The sequence below is a fragment of the Iningainema tapete BLCC-T55 genome, from assembly GCF_014698965.1.
GTDB lineage: Bacteria > Cyanobacteriota > Cyanobacteriia > Cyanobacteriales > Nostocaceae > Iningainema > Iningainema tapete.
The window spans coordinates 32,060-52,301 of sequence record NZ_JACXAE010000111.1; the positions used below are offsets into that span (position 1 = coordinate 32,060).

General features: G+C 41.3%; 20 protein-coding genes and 3 pseudogenes. 12 read left to right on the forward strand and 11 right to left on the reverse strand.

From position 1 onward, the window contains the following. Positions 1–40 precede the first annotated feature (40 nt). From ICL16_RS37745 to ICL16_RS37770, 6 genes and pseudogenes are all read right to left on the reverse strand, one after another. Positions 41–1,777 (reverse strand): annotated as a pseudogene (locus ICL16_RS37745) (molecular chaperone); the annotation flags it as partial. Positions 1,778–1,978: 201 nt separating this feature from the next. Further along, positions 1,979–2,581 (reverse strand): annotated as a pseudogene (locus tag ICL16_RS37750) (molecular chaperone); the annotation flags it as partial. Between the two features lie 261 nt (positions 2,582–2,842). Continuing rightward, positions 2,843–2,997 (reverse strand): annotated as a pseudogene (locus tag ICL16_RS37755) (IS5/IS1182 family transposase); the annotation flags it as partial. Between the two features lie 31 nt (positions 2,998–3,028). After that, entirely contained in the window at positions 3,029–3,634 is a 606-nt protein-coding gene (locus tag ICL16_RS37760) for a Uma2 family endonuclease (RefSeq protein ID WP_190836708.1), read from the reverse strand. A 229-nt stretch (positions 3,635–3,863) separates the two neighbouring features. Further along, positions 3,864–4,271, reverse strand: a complete 408-nt coding sequence (locus ICL16_RS37765) for an HNH endonuclease (protein ID WP_190836709.1) — start codon at positions 4,269–4,271, stop codon at positions 3,864–3,866. Continuing rightward, positions 4,268–4,624, reverse strand: a complete 357-nt coding sequence (locus ICL16_RS37770) for a hypothetical protein (RefSeq protein ID WP_190836710.1) — start codon at positions 4,622–4,624, stop codon at positions 4,268–4,270. Before ICL16_RS37770 ends, ICL16_RS37765 begins: the two co-directional genes overlap by 4 nt. A 306-nt stretch (positions 4,625–4,930) precedes the next feature. Between ICL16_RS37770 and ICL16_RS37775 the strand changes: the two genes are divergently transcribed. The 9 genes from ICL16_RS37775 to ICL16_RS37815 all read left to right on the forward strand — a co-directional run bounded on the left by ICL16_RS37775 (position 4,931) and on the right by ICL16_RS37815 (position 13,450). Further along, complete coding sequence (locus ICL16_RS37775; RefSeq protein WP_190836711.1) at positions 4,931–5,347, forward strand: XisH family protein; 417 nt, start codon at positions 4,931–4,933, stop codon at positions 5,345–5,347. Continuing rightward, positions 5,335–5,670, forward strand: a complete 336-nt coding sequence (locus ICL16_RS37780) for a XisI protein (protein ID WP_190836712.1) — start codon at positions 5,335–5,337, stop codon at positions 5,668–5,670. The genes ICL16_RS37775 and ICL16_RS37780 overlap by 13 nt, the downstream gene beginning before the upstream one ends. A 135-nt stretch (positions 5,671–5,805) precedes the next feature. Then, a complete protein-coding gene (locus ICL16_RS37785) occupies positions 5,806–6,429 on the forward strand; it encodes a pilus assembly FimT family protein (RefSeq protein WP_190836713.1) in 624 nt (207 codons plus the stop codon). Between the two features lie 130 nt (positions 6,430–6,559). Next, positions 6,560–7,213 (forward strand): TIGR04282 family arsenosugar biosynthesis glycosyltransferase, encoded by a 654-nt coding sequence (locus ICL16_RS37790; protein WP_190836714.1) that lies wholly within the window; start codon positions 6,560–6,562, stop codon positions 7,211–7,213. 161 nt (positions 7,214–7,374) lie between these two features. Then, positions 7,375–8,208 carry a hormogonium polysaccharide biosynthesis protein HpsJ gene (hpsJ-B, locus tag ICL16_RS37795; RefSeq protein ID WP_190836715.1) on the forward strand — a complete coding sequence of 278 codons (834 nt, stop codon included), beginning with the start codon at positions 7,375–7,377 and terminating at the stop codon, positions 8,206–8,208. Between the two features lie 84 nt (positions 8,209–8,292). Further along, positions 8,293–9,162: a glycosyltransferase family 2 protein gene (locus ICL16_RS37800; protein WP_190836716.1), complete on the forward strand. Its 870-nt coding sequence runs from the start codon at positions 8,293–8,295 to the stop codon at positions 9,160–9,162. A 330-nt stretch (positions 9,163–9,492) separates the two neighbouring features. Beyond that, positions 9,493–10,122 carry a transcription antitermination factor NusB gene (gene nusB / locus ICL16_RS37805; RefSeq protein ID WP_190836717.1) on the forward strand — a complete coding sequence of 210 codons (630 nt, stop codon included), beginning with the start codon at positions 9,493–9,495 and terminating at the stop codon, positions 10,120–10,122. 44 nt (positions 10,123–10,166) lie between these two features. Beyond that, entirely contained in the window at positions 10,167–11,684 is a 1,518-nt protein-coding gene (ftsY, locus tag ICL16_RS37810) for a signal recognition particle-docking protein FtsY (RefSeq protein WP_190836718.1), read from the forward strand. A gap of 368 nt (positions 11,685–12,052) precedes the next feature. Continuing rightward, a complete protein-coding gene (locus ICL16_RS37815; protein ID WP_337907200.1) occupies positions 12,053–13,450 on the forward strand; it encodes a GAF domain-containing SpoIIE family protein phosphatase in 1,398 nt (465 codons plus the stop codon). A gap of 231 nt (positions 13,451–13,681) precedes the next feature. Here ICL16_RS37815 and ICL16_RS37820 read toward each other — a convergent pair whose 3' ends face one another. Further along, the gene (locus ICL16_RS37820) at positions 13,682–14,311 is read right to left on the reverse strand and encodes a hypothetical protein (RefSeq protein WP_190836719.1); all 630 of its coding nucleotides are present in this window, start codon (positions 14,309–14,311) and stop codon (positions 13,682–13,684) included. 69 nt (positions 14,312–14,380) lie between these two features. Between ICL16_RS37820 and psbP the strand changes: the two genes are divergently transcribed. Together psbP and ICL16_RS37830 are read left to right on the forward strand one after the other, a co-directional pair. Beyond that, positions 14,381–14,929, forward strand: coding sequence for a photosystem II reaction center PsbP (psbP, locus tag ICL16_RS37825; protein WP_190836720.1), 549 nt, complete (start codon positions 14,381–14,383; stop codon positions 14,927–14,929). A gap of 72 nt (positions 14,930–15,001) precedes the next feature. Then, positions 15,002–15,595 carry a Maf family protein gene (locus tag ICL16_RS37830; RefSeq protein ID WP_190836721.1) on the forward strand — a complete coding sequence of 198 codons (594 nt, stop codon included), beginning with the start codon at positions 15,002–15,004 and terminating at the stop codon, positions 15,593–15,595. 31 nt (positions 15,596–15,626) lie between these two features. Here ICL16_RS37830 and ICL16_RS37835 read toward each other — a convergent pair whose 3' ends face one another. Next, a complete protein-coding gene (locus ICL16_RS37835) occupies positions 15,627–15,932 on the reverse strand; it encodes a small RNA NsiR4-regulated ssr1528 family protein (protein ID WP_190836722.1) in 306 nt (101 codons plus the stop codon). Positions 15,933–16,055: 123 nt separating this feature from the next. Between ICL16_RS37835 and ICL16_RS37840 the strand changes: the two genes are divergently transcribed. Then, positions 16,056–16,442 carry a hypothetical protein gene (locus tag ICL16_RS37840; RefSeq protein ID WP_190836723.1) on the forward strand — a complete coding sequence of 129 codons (387 nt, stop codon included), beginning with the start codon at positions 16,056–16,058 and terminating at the stop codon, positions 16,440–16,442. Positions 16,443–16,478: 36 nt separating this feature from the next. Here the strand turns inward: ICL16_RS37840 and ICL16_RS37845 are convergent, their stop codons facing one another. The 3 genes from ICL16_RS37845 to ICL16_RS37855 form a co-directional block, all read right to left on the reverse strand. After that, positions 16,479–16,724 carry a hypothetical protein gene (locus ICL16_RS37845; RefSeq protein WP_190836724.1) on the reverse strand — a complete coding sequence of 82 codons (246 nt, stop codon included), beginning with the start codon at positions 16,722–16,724 and terminating at the stop codon, positions 16,479–16,481. Between the two features lie 90 nt (positions 16,725–16,814). Continuing rightward, positions 16,815–19,931: a phosphoenolpyruvate carboxylase gene (locus ICL16_RS37850; RefSeq protein WP_190836725.1), complete on the reverse strand. Its 3,117-nt coding sequence runs from the start codon at positions 19,929–19,931 to the stop codon at positions 16,815–16,817. A gap of 106 nt (positions 19,932–20,037) precedes the next feature. Continuing rightward, a complete protein-coding gene (locus ICL16_RS37855; protein WP_190836726.1) occupies positions 20,038–20,229 on the reverse strand; it encodes a hypothetical protein in 192 nt (63 codons plus the stop codon). Positions 20,230–20,242: the final 13 nt, after the last annotated feature.

Below are 20,242 nucleotides of genomic sequence, written 5' to 3' on the forward strand. Positions count from 1 at the left end.
CATAAATATCGTATCCAGTTTTACCTTTTTTAATATATTATTAATGTCTGCCGGAAAACGGGTCGCGCTCTTCAATAACATTATTAGGTTGCAAATCCAATTGAGTGCGAAAAACCTTTCCCTCTTCTAAAAGGCATTCTGGAGTGTCTGATTCTGATTCCCAATATGGAACTTCACCCACATGCGATCGCAGCATACCTTTTTCATCGAGACTCACACGATATTGGCAAGGGAATTCCGTAGTGTCAGAAGGTTTGCGTATTTCACCAATTCTAACCCATTTTTGCGCCTGTGTTTGGGGATCGCGGATATAAAACGTGTGCTTGCCGCTTTCGGGAAAATCAGGCAAAGGTTTGCTAATTAAACCGTTTATTGGCGGCTGGTTGCTGTCGCTGCTATAGCGAAACTTTTTGAACTGAGTATCATCCTTGGTAGCTGCAAAGACTAAATCATAAGCATTTTGCTGATCCACAGAGCTTGACTCTAACACATTGACAGCAATATCCTGATGATTCAATTTTTCTGAAGAAAATAGCGCTTGTTTTTCTGTTGTTACTTGTGTCACATCAATGCCATTATCATCACCCTCGCCAATTAAATAATGAGGTTGTTTTCGACAAATGAGAATGCTGATATTCAGCGTAGAGTCAATTTCAAACTGAATTTGAATTGTCGTTTCAAACGTTTTTTCGTTCAGTTCTGGTTGCCATTGCTTAAGTTCTTCCAATAGATTGTTCCCATCGAAGCTACCCCAAAGTTGTAGTTGCCCACTCTCGTAGTCTTGACGGTAAATAATGTTGAACAACTCGATTCTTAACCAATCATTACGAACCTTTGCTACCTTATCATTGGGAGAGATTTGATAAAGTTCTTGTCCAGCTTTAAATATCTCTAAAAAATATTCACTTGTTTGAGTTCTACGTTTAAAGTTGCAGGGCAAATAAAAAGACAAGTTTTGAACATTAATACGTAGTTGATTAGCTCCCTTACGTAGCAATGATTTAGCTTCTTCCGGGCTGAATTTCAATTGTCTCATCTTTTCAGCGTAACAAGCTCCCGCAGAAGTAGCTAGCTTGGCAAATTCTGGAGCAAAGGTAATACGCTCTGGATTCCACACAAAGTAATCAGACTTGCTAAATTCTTGGTAGATTTCCCGTTTAACTATGTCGAGATTGCAAGTTTTTCCCGACAAAATAAACCAATCAACTTTCTCTTTTTCCGTGTCATAATTATCTTCAGTATTGTCCTCTCCACTCAAACGACTTTTCATCAGTCCCGACGCAATGCCAATTGCTTCTGTAATCACTGAAAATGCCGCCCTTTCAAGTTGCTCGCTGTGGAGGGTGACGGAAAAGTTATTAAACTTTTTTTGCTCTTGGATGTCTTCAATTCCAGTTTGTCTGAGTAGTTCGGAAATTTGCTGCTCAGAGAGAGTAAAGGTTAAGGAAGAACTTTTTCCTAGTGTGATTTTGGCATCCTCAGCATAATCCCAGAGAGTATAAAAGGTTTGCAAGCGTTGCGGAGCAGCTTTCCAACGGGTGGGTAACACTTGCTCTGCCGTATCTAGAGCATCTTTGTATGCCGCAGGTTCACGTTCTGGATATTGTTTATCTATACATTTTAAAAGTGAGCCTTGCTTGTATTCATCTTTTTCGAGAAAGCGCACATTGAGGTTAGGAATTAAATCCTTGAGTTTGTCACTTTGCAACTTATTTGTGGCGATCGCACTCAGCAGACAATCAACGATTGCCACCTTCAGCAATCGAAACATTCGCAGATTCAGAAGGCAGAAGGCAGAGGGCAGAGGGCAGAAGGAAACCCACGCTTAAAAGCGTGGGATTAAATAAGGACGCCGTTTTTCTTCTTGTGGCGCGTCTTGAAAAACATCTTCTTTTTTAGTGGGCTTTAAACCCACAACTAAAGTTTTTATTAATATTTCTTACATGCTGCCTTCTGCCTCCTGCCCTCTGCCTTTCTTTGTAATTAATTCTCCACCCAATTGTAAATGACCCGAAGAGCCTAACAATTTGGGCGTAATTTGATAATACCGTCCCCCAAGACCCCGATCTTTACTATCTTTAAAACTGGGAGTTATATCTTCTAAAGTCAGTTTAATCAAGGCTAAGTCAGTGGTTCCCTCATCAATATCCAAAACGAGGACATTTTGTGACCAATTGCGACCTTCTCGGCGACAACGGGTTTTGAAGTACTCCATGTCGATATTTAACCCATCCCAAAACTCTCGCAAAAGGTGGAATATTACCACAGCAGTAGCTTCGTCAATTATTTGCACCTCTTTAATACCAAGGTCTTCGACAAGCTGCTTCACCTGTTTGCGAACAAGTGGTGGTGCGATTGTGGGATAAGCGACTACCACCTTTTGGAACTCTCCTTGAGAAAATTTACGATTTGAATCTTTGCGATAGTCATCGGTTAGCTTAATTAAATGATCCCAAGCAGCTTGGATCAAATGGTTGGCTGTAATTTTTTCTTGTTTTCCATTTACAGTCACTAAAAATTCTCTTTCTTGACCAAGGTAGCGTTTAGGTGAATGATGAAACCTGCTGATAATTTCTTCTAAGGGTAACTTTTCACTCTCCCCCCTCTCAACAGAAGTTAAGAAGCAGCGGAAATGGGTAGGGGTAAAATGCCCTTACGGTAACTGTATGATTAACCTTAGCTACTGATGGTAACGGAATAGCATCTGGTGACAAAAAACACAAATATAACAATAAGTTATGGGAGCAACGCGAAAAAGTTGGATGGTAAAAATTTAGGCGATCGCGCTCATAGCGTAATTCAGTATTTTTATAATATTTAATACATTAAATTTATCTGAATCTTCAAATAAAGTGTTACAAAAAGCGTAGGCAGCAAGCAATCTTTCCCCAGCATTTCCAACACTCGCCCACAACGAGCGAGCAATAATCCTAAACTATCGACTATAGTTTGGCGTTTCCTTCTCTTGACTAGTTTGCCACCATCAAAGCCGTATACTCACGCTTCGGTTCCCATCCCACTGCAACACTTAACGAGAAAGGATGTCATCTAAACGAAGTTGGAGACGAGGCAAAAGTAGCGAGTTAATTAGTTGATTTAGTCGGTATTGTTGTTGAATATAAGTGTCTTCAACCAATTGACAAACGGTAAACGTAGGTTGTTTGGGTTTACCAATAAATGCTACACCGCCCAATCCTCGATAATCTACAATCCAATATTCCGGGATGCCTAACAGGGCATATTCCTCAACCTTCCGAGCATAGTCGGTTTCCCAGTTGGTGCTAACAACTTCCACCACTAGTTTAATTGATCGCCCCAGCGTAATTACGGGTTCTCGCTCCCAAAGAGGTTCACGATCAAGAACGGTTTCATCAAGAACTACGACATCAGGACGACGAGCTGTAGCAGCATCGGCAAAGGGGTAAATTAAACAAGTGCGAGGAATAAACCAGGGGAGTTGTTCGGCAACAAGGTAGATCCCAACTTGAGTTGCAAGTTTACCACTTACAGTTTCATGAGGACCAGTAGGTGACCTGTCAATTAGTTCTCCGTCTGCCAATTCATAGCGGGGATTGTCTCGGTATTGGGAAAGAAAATCTTCTAGGGTGAGGGTTTTTGGGGAGATATATGTCATGGTGTTAATCTCTTAAGTTATGGCTGAATTCCAGGAGAGTTTTTTGATGTCTCTTGCCTACTCACCCCTTATAATAGTAAGTCCTACTTTCTATTTCTAATACGCCGAAGGTCTTCCCAAAACTCAACTCTAGTTACTTTATCTAGAAATTCTTTTCTTTTTTGTGTATAGTCACCGCTACCCGATCACGCTTTCTGGTAAGCAATTTTTGATGCCGATTGTACAACACCTAAGAATACTGACCTGCCCAAATTAACCTTGAACGCTCTTGTAAACGCTCTAATTGATTAAATTGCAGAATTTCAACAGTTACTCGCCCAACTGCAGTCAATGGTACGATCGCTGCTCCATCAAGCTGAAAGTGATCGCTCCATTTTTGAGTCCTGGGATTGAAAAAGGGTGTTAGTTTCCCGGTTTCCGGATCGATTGACGCCAAATCAGTACCCTTTGCACGATTACAGTATGGGCAGGCAAGAGCTAGATTTTCTGCCTCAGTCTTCCCACGATGTTTTTCGGCAATGATATGTTCCATCTCAAAGGTAAGTAGTGCAGCACTTTGAGGAAACAAGCAATATTCACACCTTTCCTTTGCTCGTTCAATTACGAGTTGCCGCAACTGGGCTGGCACATAAGTCATGGGTTTTGGCGTAATTGCTCAAATGCATGGGCTTTTGCCATCCGGACAAGGTGTTCTATAGTCAGATAACGTTCTAGCTCGGCAACGCCAGTCGCGCTCAAGTTTCCGGCTTTACTTTGTGCTAGCAAATCACTAACACGAGTCTGGAATTCTGGTGAGGGTCGAATCGCCAAAATTTGCTCTGGTGTGGGCTGACTCGCCAACAACGCAATAATCTCCCTCTCATCGACAAAATTGCTAGATTGTTCGCTCAGCAACTCCATTAGACCGCGTTCTACTACCTCTGGCAAGCGGTCTTGAAACTGCTGTAATTGCTGCCCTAGCTCCTGGGATACCTCAACAGTGATTTGCATTATCTAGCCTTGTTGCTCTGATAACGTGTTCCATTAGCTTAAGTCTAACTACAAATATAGCATTTAGGGAAATGGAAACACGGTATTTTCATCAGTATTGTCACGCCGTATTGTGCTTTGAATTCCGGCGAGTACCTTAACAAATTGGGTTAATGAGCGCGATCGCCTCCTCCACGGAGGATCGCACTACTCAGTTGCTCCCCTTGTTGAATTATAATATAAAATCATGAGTGAATCATATCAAATATTTATACTTATACCAAATGGCATTCAGGCAGACTAAAGTTAAAACAATAGGAGCAAGAAATGCCTGCCAAAGACATTTATCACGATACAGTTAAAACAGCGCTAGAAAAAGATGGATGGAAAATTACCAACGAACAGCTAAAATTAACTGTTGGTAACCGTTCTGTATACGTTGATTTGGGAGCAGAAAAGCTATTTACAGCAGAAAAAGAAGGACGCAAAATAGCAGTTGAAATCAAGAGTTTTGTCAGCCCTTCTCTAGTTCGTGATTTAGAAGAAGCTATAGGTCAGTATGTTCTTTACTCCAACATTCTAGAGGAGCTAGATCCGCAACGTTTCCTGTATCTAGCAGTACCTATAGTTATATTTCGCGATTTCTTTTCGGAAACGATTTGTCAATTGCTATTGAGAAAAATATTAATTAGATTAATAGTATTTGACCCTCAGAAAAAGGAGCTTTCTGAATGGATACATTAACAAAATATCGAGAAAGTATTTACCAAATTCTTAAGTCTCATGCTGATATCCCCTACTCTTATGGTGAAATTAAATCTGATGTTGTTGTCAGCCAAGATCAAAATCACTATTTGCTGATGATTTCAGGTTGGAACGGTAATCTACGGATTCATGGTTGTGTAGTTGATGTCGAAATTATCAATGACAAAATTTGGATTCAGCGCGATGGAATTGAGGATGGAATTACCGATGATTTGGTAGCCGCTGGTGTACCTAAAGATAAGATTGTTCTAGCATTTCATCCGCTTGAAGTTAGACCATATACTGGTTATGCAGTTTTTTAGATAGTATTGGTTTGCCTACAACGCTTCGGAGTTACCTCTCATCGACAAAATTGCTAGATTCAACGCTCCGGATGTATTAAAAAATACGAGAAAAGAAAAATATATACCACTGATAAATTTTTCTTTTTCTCACTCATGTATAAAAATACTTTTAATCATCACTCCAGCAGTGGGTTCACGCTGCTGGAGTCACTGGTAGTAATTGTCTTTATTGGTATATTAAGCGCGATCGCACTCCCCAATTGGCTAGCTTTTGTCGATATTCAACGCCTTAATACAGCCCAAGACGAAGTTTACCAAGCCATGCGTCAAGCTCAAAGCCAAGCAATCAAGCAAAAATCTACTTGGCAGATTAGCTTGCGCGAACAAAATAACGTTGTACAATGGGCAGTTCATCCAGCCGACGCGGAAAAATTTATTCCTGATGCTGTCAGTGCCAACGATCATCTATGGCATAATCTTGAGCAAAATATTCGCATCGATCAACAAACAAACAATAAAGGTAAATACGAAACAACTTTTTCAAAACAAACTTCACCCTTAATCTGGCGGCTAATGTTTAACTACCAAGGTTGTCCCGTATACAAAGTTGGAAATGAGTGTACCCAAACATCACTAAGAACACTTGGACAAATCACCTTTAAAAGCCAAAACGGTGGTAAAGATAGACGTTGTATCTACATGTCTACAGTATTAGGTGCAATCCGCACAGGAAAAGATCACGCAAAAGCTAATAAAAACAACAAATATTGCTACTAGTACGTCGGGCGCGTAAATAGAGCAACCATTTAAAATCGCTAAAAAGCCCATTCCATAATACTTTTGACTTTTGACTTTTAACTTTTGACTTTCGCGCAGCGGTGCTAGGGTGTAAGGGGGAGTATTTTCAATGAAATTACCACAAATCGCCAAACAACACTTAATTATTTTCACTCGCTATCCAGAAGCGGGTAAGACAAAAACCCGGTTGATACCAGCATTAGGGGCAGAAGGGGCGGCTTCACTTCATCGTCAAATGACTGAACACACCTTATCTCAAGTTCGACAGTTACACATTGATCCCCCACACGGGGGGTTCTCTTTTGAAGTGCGGTATGCAGGTGGTGACTTGCAACTCATGCAAGATTGGTTGGGAACTGACTTAGTTTACCAGTCTCAAGGCGAGGGAGATTTGGGACAAAGGATGGTGCGATCGCTCGTAGCATTTGAATCTGGTACAGAACAAGCAGTGATCATTGGTAGTGATTGCCCAGGCTTGAATACTCAAATTTTAGCACAAGCATTTAAGCATTTATATTTACACGACCTTGTACTTGGTCCAGCATTGGATGGTGGTTATTACTTAATCGGTTTGCGATGTTTAATTAAAGAATTATTTACTAATATTGACTGGGGAACTGCTAGAGTATTGCAACAGACTATAGATGTTGCTCAGCAACTTAATCTATCAGTTGCTGACTTACCGCCTTTAGCTGATGTTGATCGACCAGAGGATTTGCCTATATGGGAAAAAATTGTTAATTCCAACTCTAACTTGGTATAGTCCTACACTAGGAATTTTCTGAGGACAAGCTGACTTACAGATGATAATGTAGTATAAATAAAAACTAAAACAAAAAATCATTCTTAAGTAGGGTCATCAGAACAATCTTACATTAACTTGAAATATGATCGTTACTCTTATTGATCACGAGATGAAACACAATGAATAACCGTTTTATGACTGTAAATGCTTCCCGCACGTTGAAAGTGGTGGGAGTCATCTTGCTTTTATCCTTCTTGCTGGACTTTTTAATTCTGTTGTTTCCCTTTCAACCGACTAATAGGGCATGGCAAATCGATCTAGCTACAGCGCTAGTTGATCGCGGAATTGTACCTATGGTAGGATTGGGTATGCTATTTGCTGGACATTGGATTGATAGTACCGATGACAGCATTCCACAGGGTATAGATCTGCGATTCCCGGCGCTGATTCTTTCTAGTATTCTCGGTTTTTTGTTTTTGGTGATTTTTCCCTTACACCTAAATAACGTTCGCCAAGCTAGCGCTCAAGCGGTGACTCGAATTTCTACAGAAGCTGATCAAGCAGAAACCCAATTGAAAAATCAGCTTTCGCAAGTGCAAGCTCAACTAGGCAATGATAAAGTCAAAGCAGCACTAGAACAGCAGAAAGCTCAATTTAAAGCTCAGTTTACCGACTTACTCAAAGATGAGCAGCGATATAAGCAAGCACTAGAAAATCCTAACCTCCCCGCAGCACAGAAAGATCTACTCAAGAAGTTCAAAGCAAATCCACAAGAGCTAGATAAATTTATTGCTCAGCAAAGCGATCCCCAGCAACTTGCTAATCAAAGATTGAGCCAAATTCGTGAAAGTAGAGAAACTGCTGAGCAACAAGCTAAGGATAGAGCTTGGAAGTCTGGATTAAGAATCGGTATTAGCAGTCTGCTACTATCCATCGGCTACATTATCATCGGCTGGACAGGATTGAGAAGTATGGGTGCTGTACAAGGCGCTCGTAAAGCACCTGCACGCTAATTTACACGGGTACACGTAGATGAATTCTGTAGAGACGTTCCGCCGGAACGTCTCTACCACCGAAAAATTTATCACAACTAATTTATGTTTTCAATTTACATATTGACGTATAACGAAGAAATAGATATAGCAGCTTGTATTGAGTCAGCGATGCTATCAGATGACATTATTGTGGTAGACTCATGCAGTAGCGATCGCACTGTAGAAATTGCCAGTGGTTATCCAGTACGTGTAGTGCAACATGCCTTTGAAAGCCACGGGCGTCAACGTACTTGGATGTTAGAATCAATTCCCCCCAAGCATGAGTGGGTTTATATTCTGGAAGCCGATGAAAGAATGACACCAGAATTGTTTGCCGAATGCGACTTAGCAATTCAAAATCCACAATACATCGGCTACTACGTTGCTGAACGAGTCATGTTCATGAACACTTGGATTCGGCGCAGCACCCAGTACCCCCGTTACCAAATGCGTCTTTTCCGTCATGGTAAAGTTTGGTTTACAGACTACGGTCATACTGAGCGTGAAGTTTGTAATGGTGCAACCAGTTTCATCAAAGAAACCTATCCCCATTATACCTGTAGCAAGGGCTTGAGCCGCTGGATTGAAAAACACAACCGTTACTCTACTGATGAAGCCAAAGAAACTCTTTATCAATTAGAAAGTGGAAGTGTTGACTGGCGGGATTTATTTTTTGGCAAATCAGAAGTTGAACGACGCCGCGCTCTCAAAGACTTGTCTTTGCGCTTACCAGCAAGACCTCTGCTACGCTTTTTCTATATGTACTTTATTTTAGGTGGTTGTTTAGACGGACAAGCTGGCTTTGCTTGGTGTACACTACAAACTTTTTATGAATACCTAATCTTGCTCAAAGTCTGGGAAATGAAGCATATGCCCAAACCAGCAACAAATTCACAAGTTCTTTTAGATAAAGCCACAACCACCAAACCGTAGAGACGCTCCAGCGGAGCGTCTCCTGTGGTATAATAAAATTTGTGGAGTAATTCACCCAAGTCTTAGTACAAGAATTCATAAATTCCTATCCTCAGAAGACAAAACCAAAGGTAAGTAGTTGCGCTATCTTCCTGCTCAGCGCAGCCACTTACCTTTACGCTATGACATAAAAAAGGAGAATTGAAATAACGCACCAGTTTGATGACAGTGCGTTATACTAAATCCGCTATTAACCCGATTGTGTAGAGACGCTCCGGTGGAGCGTCTCTACAGATTTCACACGCTTTTAAATTTATCCGATCAACTAAACAACAATTACTTTAAACTTTTATGCAAGAACGTAAACCTCGTCAAATAGCTCGCGAATTGGCACTGTTAAGCCTGAGCCAGCTACCAGTAAACCCCAAGAAATTGGTTAATTTGCCGCAGGATCAACTAGTGCCTAAATTGGTACTCGCTGCAGTGCGCACCCTGAGAGCAGAAGTGCAAGATACCCTAGATAATGCAGCAGCAGAATTGCAACGCAGTAACGATCGCATCTTAACTAGCCAAACTCGCGCCAACGACATCAACACTGCTAGAACAATGCTAACTGAAGCGATCGCCTACACCCAAACAGCAATTAACCAACTAGGTGCAGCCGTCGAATTTCCCGAACTAATTCAGCTAGCCAACCAAGACAAACAAGTTCGTGAGTATGCCAAAGACATCATTATTACTGTCAGTGAAAACCGTCAGGAAATAGATGAGCTGATTTCGGCTGCTTTAGTTGATTGGCAAGTAACCCGCCTTGCCCAGATTGACAGAGATATTCTCCGCATTGCTGCAGGGGAAATGAAGTTTCTTGACGTTCCACAAAGCGTGGCAATCAACGAAGCTGTAGAATTAGCCAAACGCTACAGTGACGAAGACAGTCATCGCTTCATCAACGGTGTTTTGCGCCGAGTGACTGAACAATAAATATCCTGATAAATTTATGGTATTGGAATATATTTAGTAAAATTATGGTTTTTAATTGGTTTCGTCGTCAATATAATGATTCTCCTTCATCTCAACCAGAACAGGAAGACAAGAGCGCACAACCACCTCAACCAGAAACAACCCAAACCTCAACACCAGATGCCACAGCCGATTTATTAGCGTTTGCGAAAGCGGCATACAAAAATATCCAAGAAAAGCAACAACCCCAGCCCACAGAAACCCCAACTAATGATGCTGTAGAAGTAGTTGAAGCAACCGCTGATGAACCAGATCCTATAGATGAAGATACCCAAACAGCAGTGGCAGCAATTGCTGATGAGCCGGATGCAGAAATTGAGCCAGAACAAGTACCAGAATCTACTGAAGTGTCTGTTATAGAGGAGACAGTAACAGCGCCAACTACTTTATCTTTCCTGGAAAGAGCAGCCGCCGCTCGCCAAGCTAAGCAGGAAAGATTGAATCAAAATGCAATTGAAGTATCAGAACCAGAAGTAGCACAGCTAGTCACTTCCACAGAATCAACACGAATTCCGGAAGCCTTGGATGAAGGATTTTTGTGGTCAACTTCCGTGATTGCTGGACAGGGTAGGCGTCCGGAAGACGTTTCTATTGAAGAAATAAATTGGTTAAAAAAGCTACGCAAAGGTTTAGATAAAACTCGCCGTAATATTGTTAACCAATTGAAGGCGATTGTCGGTCAAGGTCCACTCAACGCGGATGCAGTGTCGGAAATTGAGTCGTTGCTACTTCAAGCTGATGTGGGTGTAGAAGCTACAGATTACATTATCACTACTCTACAAAACAAGCTGCGCCAAGAAACCCTACCACCAGAAGAAGCGATCGCCTACCTCAAACAAATCCTCCGGGATATGCTAGACGAACCTGTCACAAGGTACAAAGGTACATTTGTACCAGAAAAAGAAAATTTAAATATTTGGTTAATTACTGGGGTAAATGGTGCTGGTAAAACTACTACAATTGGTAAAATTGCCCATTTAGCGCAAAAATCAGGCTATAAATGCTTAATCGGAGCCGCTGACACCTTCCGCGCCGCTGCTGTGGAACAAGTGAAGATTTGGGGCGCAAGAAGCGGTGTAGAAGTAGTTGCCAATCCCGGAAAGAATACAGATCCGGCTGCAGTGGTGTTTGATGCGATCGCAGCGGCAACGTCACGCTCAACAGAATTACTTTTAGTAGATACCGCTGGAAGACTGCAAAATAAGAAAAACTTGATGGATGAACTCAGTAAAATCCGTCGAATTATCAACAAAAAAGCGCCAGATGCAAAAGTAGAATCACTGTTGGTTCTAGACGCCACTTTAGGGCAAAATGGATTGCGTCAAGCCGAAGTTTTTTCGGAAGCTGCCCAAGTTAGTGGTGTAGTCTTAACCAAGCTCGATAGCACCGCTAAAGGGGGTATTGCCCTTGCCGTTGTACGGCAGCTAGGTTTACCCATTCGCTTTATTGGTGCTGGTGAAGGAATGGAAGACTTGCGTCCTTTCTCTAGTTACGAGTTTGTTGAAGCTTTGTTAAGTGGTTAGTTAAGGGTTAAAGGGTAAGGGTAATTAGCTCCCTCCCTGACTCTCAACTAAAAACTGTATTTGATAGTTTTTATACCTAAAGGTATATGAATTAATCATCAAACTGTGTAATAATTACGAACCATTCCTGTAAATTAAAAAACTTATTGTTTTTTACAATTTGGTTTTTTAAAAAGAAATAATCTTACAAATTACTATTAACATTATCAAATAAAAGGAATAAATGTAAAACTTTCCAGACATTCATCTTACGTCTTTCTACTCTTGCTAAACTAACTATGTTTATCTCAATATAGTTTAGCAATGAAAAAATAAATATATTTTATTAAGTAATTTACAACTTACTACTCTAAATTGCAATCAAACCTGTGCCAGTGTCTCAACCGCCCTCTCAACCCACTGAAAGTAATAATAGTGCTATGACAGATGTCACTCCAGTTGTGGCGCTGAAAGAACTTGTAGCACGGCTTTCTCGGGAACAAAACAAAATTCAAGATTTGTTGAGTTCTTTAGGATTTGCCCTGAGGAGCTTCAACAATTTGAACCAGTTTTTGGAACTGATTCCGCTGATGGCGACAAGAGTAACAGATGCAGATGGTAGCGCTTTATTTCTCTACAAACCTAACGGACAAATCAGGTTAGAACAGCTACACTGGCAGGATAGCCGCCAGCGTAAGAATATACGTAAAGTACTAGAAACAGTCAGCAATCAAGTCACAATCGCCCCTAATGATAACCAAATAGCAACCCCCACAAATGTTTTAAATGACCAGATGCATCGCTATTTGGGACCAGATATGCAAGTCTTTGGTACGGCAATTCTCGTCAAGCATACCGAAAGGGGGTGGTTGTGTGTTTTGAGTCGATCGCCAGAATATACATGGACAGAAACTCGACAAAAGTTAGTTCGCCTAGTCGCAGACCAAACAGCAGTAGCAATTGAAAATGATGAACTTGCTGTAGAATTACGTAAAAAAGAACGCTTAGATCAAGAATTAGAAATTGGCGCGGAAATCCAACGACGGCTTCTGCCCCGGCAATGTCCTTTTATTCCTGGTGTAGCTTTAGCTGCACGTTGCCGACCGGCAAATCGTGTTGGGGGAGATTACTACGACTTTATTCCCACCAGTCATAACCAGATTATTCTCCAAAATATTCAAGATAACTCAGAAGAAGGTCGCTGGGGTTTGGTAATTGGCGATGTTATGGGTAAAGGAGTCCCCGCCGGATTAATTATGACGATGATGCGGGGTATGCTGCGTGGAGAAGTACTACATGGACACTCCCCAGGAAAAATTTTACAAAACTTAAACCGGGTGATGTATGCGGATTTGGAAAATTCTCACCGCTTTGTTACTATGTTCTACTCAGAATACGATCCGGAAACGAGAATTTTATCTTACAGTAATGCTGCACACAATCCTCCGTTTTGGTGGCACGCAGCAACGAAAACTGTGTCACGTTTGGACACTTTGGGAATGCTAATTGGTTTGGATGCCCATAGCGAATATGAAGATGCCCAAGCACAATTAGAACCAGGAGACATCATTGTGTATTACACTGATGGTTTTACTGATGCGGCAGCTGCTAGTGGCGATCGCTATGATGAAGAAAACCTGCTATTAGCATTTGACTGTGCTTGCAGACATTACAGCGATCCAGAGGAAATTCTTGATTACCTTTTTGATCAAGTGCAGGAGTTTGTTGGTAGTAATAAGCAAAACACTGATGATATGACACTGGTTGTTTTACAAATTACAGAGTAGTAGTTTATGGTTGATGGAAAAGGTAACCCGTCCCTACATTTTCAGAAATGGGCATAGATGCTGGTGAAGATACTAAATTAAATGGAAAATTATGCTTATGTGGAAAAAAATAATGGGATGTAGCAGCTCGCCATAAGTAAGCCTTGACTTATGTAAGGGTTGATAGCCGAAGTCCGTTAAAACGGACTAAATATATCTCCACTAAGCTGTGTTCTTACTTAAGCTATTAGCTTAGAAATTTATTTCTAGGCGGGTTAGCCAAGTAGGGTAAGCGTAAGAATTGAGCGCAAGCAATTTGAAACCGCAATAATTATTAAATACTAATTTAGTGGTTGTGAGCAGATTATCCATCAGACGATCATCTTCTCCTCTCGCTTCAAAAGCAAGACTCCACCAATGATTTTCTCTAATCATCAAATTAGTTAATTCCACACTACAACCGTTCTTAATATCTTCATCTGCTGATACAGGTTGTGGTAAAGAGTTAGGTAAGACTTGGTAAAGTTGCGAAGAGCGTATTTTATCAACCTTAATCCAAGTAGGATTACCTAAAACCTGGCTAGGCTGAAAACTTTCTTCCGTGGAATCACAACACAGCCACTTACCCCATTTCTCTACCTTACCCTCAACAAACTCGCTAAAACTGACTACACCTAATTCTTTTGTGCGCCATTTAACTTCCAGCCGCCCTTGTCGCAGTTTGATTCCCAAAAAGTCGCATTCTGGCGAGAACAGATATACATCTGAGCGTTCTTCTGCTTGTTGCTGTGAGTTGGCAAGACAATTTTGCTCAAACCAAAGTTTAATGTCTTCTGGTACACTACCAGGATAAAACCACCGTAGTTCGTAAGTTATGAGCATAACATGGGACAATGAAAATAAAAAATACGCTTGCTTTGTCTAGCTTCCAGCCTAAAGGATACTATTAACATGTGGAAACGAATTACATTGATTTTGCTGTTAGTGTTAAGCTTTTGCCTAAGTAATACTAGTGTAGCATCTGCTGTGGCTGGACTCAAGAGCTATGTAGACTCTACAGATGGCTACCAGTTCTTATATCCTAATGGCTGGGTAGAAGTTAGAGTTGCTAATGGTCCTGATGTGGTATTTCATGATTTAATTGAGGCAACTGAAAATGTTTCTGTGGTTATCAGCCCTGTTCCCGAAGGTAAAACTTTGGCACAACTGGGAACACCAACTGAAGTAGGATATAAATTGGGCAAAAATGCCCTAGCTCCAGAAGGTTCAGGTCGTCAAGCTGAATTAGTTAATGCTGCAGAACGGGAAGTTGGTGGGAAAACTTACTATATTTTAGAATATGCTGTTAAACTTCCTAACAACAAACAACGCCACAACATTGCCAGTGTTGCTGTTAGCCGTGGTAAAGTTTTTACTTTCAATGCCTCAATCCCGGAAAAACGTTGGCATAAAGTCAAAGGATTGATCGAAAACTCTGTAAATTCTTTTTCTGTATATTAAGGAGACAGGAGTCGTACAGACGTGATTAATCGCGTCTGTACAGGAGTTCAGAAGTTATAATCTATTATCCCTATGGGCATTCCACCCTTTATACTCGCCTCGGCGTCCTCAGCCCGACGCCGTTTATTACAATCAGTAGGGATTGAACCAATAGTTCGCCCTAGTGACTTTGATGAGTCACAAGTTCAATTAAGCGATCCCGGACAACTAGTACAAACTCTGGCACAGCGCAAGGCAGAAACTGTAGCTCCCCAGTTTGAATCTGCTTTGGTCATGGGTTGTGATTCGGTTTTAGCTTTAAATGCTAAAATCTATGGCAAACCAGCTAATGCTGAAGAAGCCTGCCAACGCTGGCAAGAAATGCAAGGAAATTTTGGCGATCTCTACACAGGTCATGCCATGATTGACCTGAAGCAAAATCGTACCTTGGTAAAGTGTCAGGTGACAAGAGTTTATTTCGCGCAGATGAGCGATCGCGCAATCAAAGCCTATGTCGCCACGGGTGAACCTTTAAAATGCGCTGGTTCCTTTGCCTTAGAGGGTTATGGTGGCTTATTTGTGGAAAAAATTGAAGGTTGTCACAGCAACGTTATTGGGCTGAGTTTACCTCTACTGCGGCAAATGTTAGCAGAACTGGGGTACGATGTGACTGATTTTTGGCAGTAGAGACGCGAAATTTCGCGTCTCTACAGATTTCCTATTTTCCAGCGTAGAAAAAGGCAACTTCTTTATCTTTGAGGGGAGCAAAACCAGCGTCTACAAGCATTTGATTGAGTTCCTCTTGGGGAATATGTTTCGCGCCAATGCGTACAATGCGCGATCGCATGGTATTGGATACACCACTGCGCTGTCTATTTTCTTCTAATGCCATGACTTTTTGATAAAGTTCCAGTTTGGCTTTAGGAATGGGAGAACCGTCAAAATCAATTCCCTGTGCAATTGCTTCGTCAACAGCATCAGCACCTGTAGTGGTTTGAGTCCCTGGTTTATTTTCAGCAGTCATGGCAATTTAGTATGACAGTTACGGAAAAATTTTACCAAATATTGGATCTTCGCTTCATGCACTTGCCACCGGGGGAGTTTTTGGTTTAATGTCAAACCAACGGTGTAGCAAATAGGTGATGCTATGTCTGACCCTCTGACTCCTCACAATAAAGATCGCGCCCTAGAAAAAGCTCTGACGAACAAAATCATAGATGATTACTTTGAAAACTCAGAAAGCTGGTTACGCGCCATTTTGCGGATGTGTTTCTTCTCACTGGGGCATGTAGAAGGACAACCAGTGCTTATCGTCGAATGTCCCAACCAAGCCGTAGCTAAACGGTTGAGCCGCAAAACTAATGCTTTTAGAGGAATTGTATACTATTTAACTGACGATTTTAATGCAGGCGATCGCTCTTTATTTTGTTATCAGGAACGTACTGAAGGAACTTGGCGTTGTTTTGATACTTATTACAATTCTTGGCGAGTATTAAACAATACACACAAGCCCACTGCACCTGCAGACGGCTAGCAAGAACTAGGGGAGTAGGGGAGTACTCCCTTTCTCCTACTCTCGGCGTGTCATCAAACCACTAAAAAACGCACCCAAAACAGTTCCTGTCCATAATCCTGTTGTACTACCTTGCCAGATAGCCCCTGGTGTTTCCCAGGCGTGACACATTTGTTGAACGCCCCAAGGTTGGTTTTGACATTTTTGAGTATGTATACTTACAGCAATTTGCCCACCAACATAACTAGCAAAAAATCCTGACAATAGTGCCAGGAAGGAACAAGTGAGAACTCGTTTAGCCATGAGTCAATTATTAATTGTCAATTGTTAATTGTCGATTGTTAATAGCTAATTGCCAAGAGTTTTTTACAATTAGCAATTAGCCATTAACCTTCAACCAGTATTTCTCATTCCAGCAGCAATACCATTAATTGTCAACAATGCGCCGCGTAACAACTCACCCTTACTATAACGAGAGTGGATAATTCCAGAATTGACAACATTTTTAGACTGGCGTAGACGCTTCAGCAGAGCAACTTGTATGAACCCTAGTGGTACAATTGTGCCATTGCGTAATTGGATGGAGCGTTGCAAAACAAGATCGCCATCTAAGAGTCGTTGATGCCCTGTGATTTTGAGAACTAAATCTCGTGTTAATTGGTATTCGCTTTTTATTTGTTCAAACACCTTTTCAAAACGGGGTTTGTCTTCCGGATTCGATAATTCCTGTACATATTGTCGTGCCATTTGCAAGTCTACTTTTGCTAAAGTCATTTCGGCTTTAGAAATTACCATCTTGAAGAAGGGCCATTTAACATAAAAATAGCAAAGCAAATTCATGTTTTCTTCTGGTTCTTCATTCAAGAATTCTTGCAAAGCTGTACCCATACCGTACCAAGATGGGAGCAAAAATCTGGTTTGTGTCCAACTAAATACCCAAGGGATTGCCCGCAGACTACTTAAATCTTTTTTACCAGATGGACGCCTTGCCGGACGAGAACTAATTTGTAACTGACTAATTTCCTCAATTGGAGTTACTTGATGAAAGAAATCAATAAAATCTGGTTGTTCGTAAATGAGGTTACGATAGTGGGAACGTGATCGCGCTGCTAGTTCCTCCATAATCTCATTCCAGGGTTCAATATCATCAAACCCTGTACGTAGTATACTAGCTTGAATGACAGCAGTAGTGATAGTTTCTAAATTGTACAAAGCCAAGTCTCGCAAAGAGTATTTAGAAGCTAACACTTCGCCTTGTTCTGTAATTTTGATCCTGCCATTAATGCTATTACCTGGCTGAGCTAAAATAGCTTCATAAGCAGGACCACCACCTCTTCCTACAGAGCCGCCTCGTCCATGAAATATTCTCAGATCTATACCATACTTTTCAGCTATTTTCTGTAGAGATTTTTGTGCTTTATGAATTTCCCAGTTACTGCTTAAAAATCCCGAGTCTTTGTTACTGTCAGAATATCCCAGCATTACCTCCTGTAAATTTGGCGTCAAGGGGGACTGAGGGAGTTTGTGAGTGAGGGAGTTCAAATTCTCCCCTACTCCCTTCTCCCCCTGCTCCCCTGCTCCGCTACTCACAGGCTCCCCTACTCCCCTGCTCCCCTGCTCACAGGCTCTTACTTCATAGCCTCCCGCCAACAAAGCTCGATACAAAGGTATTTCAAATAACTGTTGCATCACGCTTTTTGAGCGAAGTAAGTCTTCGACAGTTTCAAATAGAGGAACTACCAGGATACTACCAACTGCAGTACCGGGATCGTAAAGTCCTGCTTCTTTTGCTAGGAGCAAAACTTCCAGTACGTCGCTAACTTCACGGCACATACTAATGATGTAGGTTTGGCAGATGTTAACACCAAACTCCTGTTGGAGCGATCGCACTATCCGTAAAGTTTCAATTACATCGTTAGTTTTTTCCGAAAATGGTAGTTGAGCGGGGATTAACGGGCGACGGGTTTGTAATTCTTCTACTAACCAAGTGACTCGCTCTGTTTCTGACAGCTCGTTGTAAGGTCGAGGTAAGATTTTTAGATATTCTAAAATCTCATTGATTGTATCACTGTGGCGGGTAGATTCTTGACGGACATCTAGCTGTGTCAGGTTAAAACCGAAAATTTCTACCTGGCAGATGAGATTTTCCAGTTCTTTACAACTTAAACCCGTTTCTGTCAAGTTCCGTTCAATTAAGCGTAGTTCTGCTAAAAACTCTGCTCCGGAACGATAAATTTGGCTATTGTCATTTTTTGGGATTTCTCGCTTGGATAAAGAAGAATTGCGATCACGTGTATTTTCCAGTCGCTTCAGTACATAAGCCAACTTGAGCCGATATGGCTCTTGGCGGAAACGTAGAGCTTGGGCATCATATACTTCACTGAGTTGAGACTGCTCTAATTCTAGTGATTCAAGCAAATCAGGCAATACATCACTCCAGTGCAGCGACAAACTTAACAAGTTAATCAACCGCTTCACTGATTGAATATACTTTTCTAAAACTAAGTTGCGTTGATAACAAGCTGTTTGCCAAGTAATTTCTGGTGTTACTGATGGGTTCCCATCTCTATCTGCTCCTACCCAAGATCCAAACTTGCAAAAATTGTTGCTCGGCGGTTCTAATCTCGGGAAGGTTTGAGATAAAGCATACTTAAAGCGTTTGTACAAGTGGGGAATACCGTCAAATAGGACTTCTTGAAAGTAGTGCAGGGAATAGTCTACTTCATCCAACACACTTGGTTTGAACTGATGTAGTTCATCTGTACGCCACCACAAGCGGATTTCTTCGAGTAATTGTTCACGTAATTCCTCTGCTTCCCAAGCATTGAGTCCATTTCCTGAACGATTTTCTACTAGATCGAGTTGTTGCAATATTTTTACAACTCGACGCTGTTTATCACGGATTGTATGCCGAACAATTTCTGTTGGGTGAGCTGTAAATACTAATCTGACATCTAACTGTGAGATCAGGCGTTGAATTTGCCCTGGTGGTACATTTAATTTATTTAAGTAGGGGAACAAACCAGCAAAAGTGCTTTTTTGTTTTTCGTTCGGTTTATCTTGCCCAGTACTGTCATTTTGTAATGGATTGATGACACAGACTTCTGCCTCTGCCTTATTTGAAGAATAAACTATAGTGGGGTGAGTTTCCTTTGCTGACTCAAATCCCTCTTCATAACGACTTAATTGCTGCCGTTGCTCATAATCCTGCTCTATGATATTGATCAACTGGAAGTACAAAGCAAAGGCACGAGCTGCTCTAATTGCCTCGTTGATGTTGAGTTGTTCAATCAACTTGAATGTTGATGATGCTTGTTCCGGCGTTGCTTGTCCTTCTGGGGAACATAGATCCCTTAGTTGGCGTAGGAGATCGACCATATTTTGGCCGCATTCTTGCCTGAGAACAGTCTCCCACAGTTCTTCCATCACCTGGAGGCGATGGTGTAAAAATAAGTCTGAGGTAGGGTAGATGTTCGTAGCCTGATGGGAAGAGTATGAAAGGGAGCTCATATTCTAAATTTCTTTAATGCCGATTAATGTTGACAATCTCAGCTTGAGTGTGTAACAACAGTCATGAAATTTGCGATTGATTTGTTCAAATTAAAAAGTATTTTTGTTAACTTTGTTGTAATTTATTATGGTCAGGAAAGTCGAGAATGGGCAAGCGCTCGCCTCGAAACAATTCTTCACTTGCTTCCCCTATTGTTTTTAGGGTTTCTACGGTAGCGTTCTGGGCTAGAACTAGCATTAGGATAGACGCTGTACCTGTTTGCAAGAGTAGAGATTGAGGAATCGTGAAGAAATTCATATCTAATCCTTGA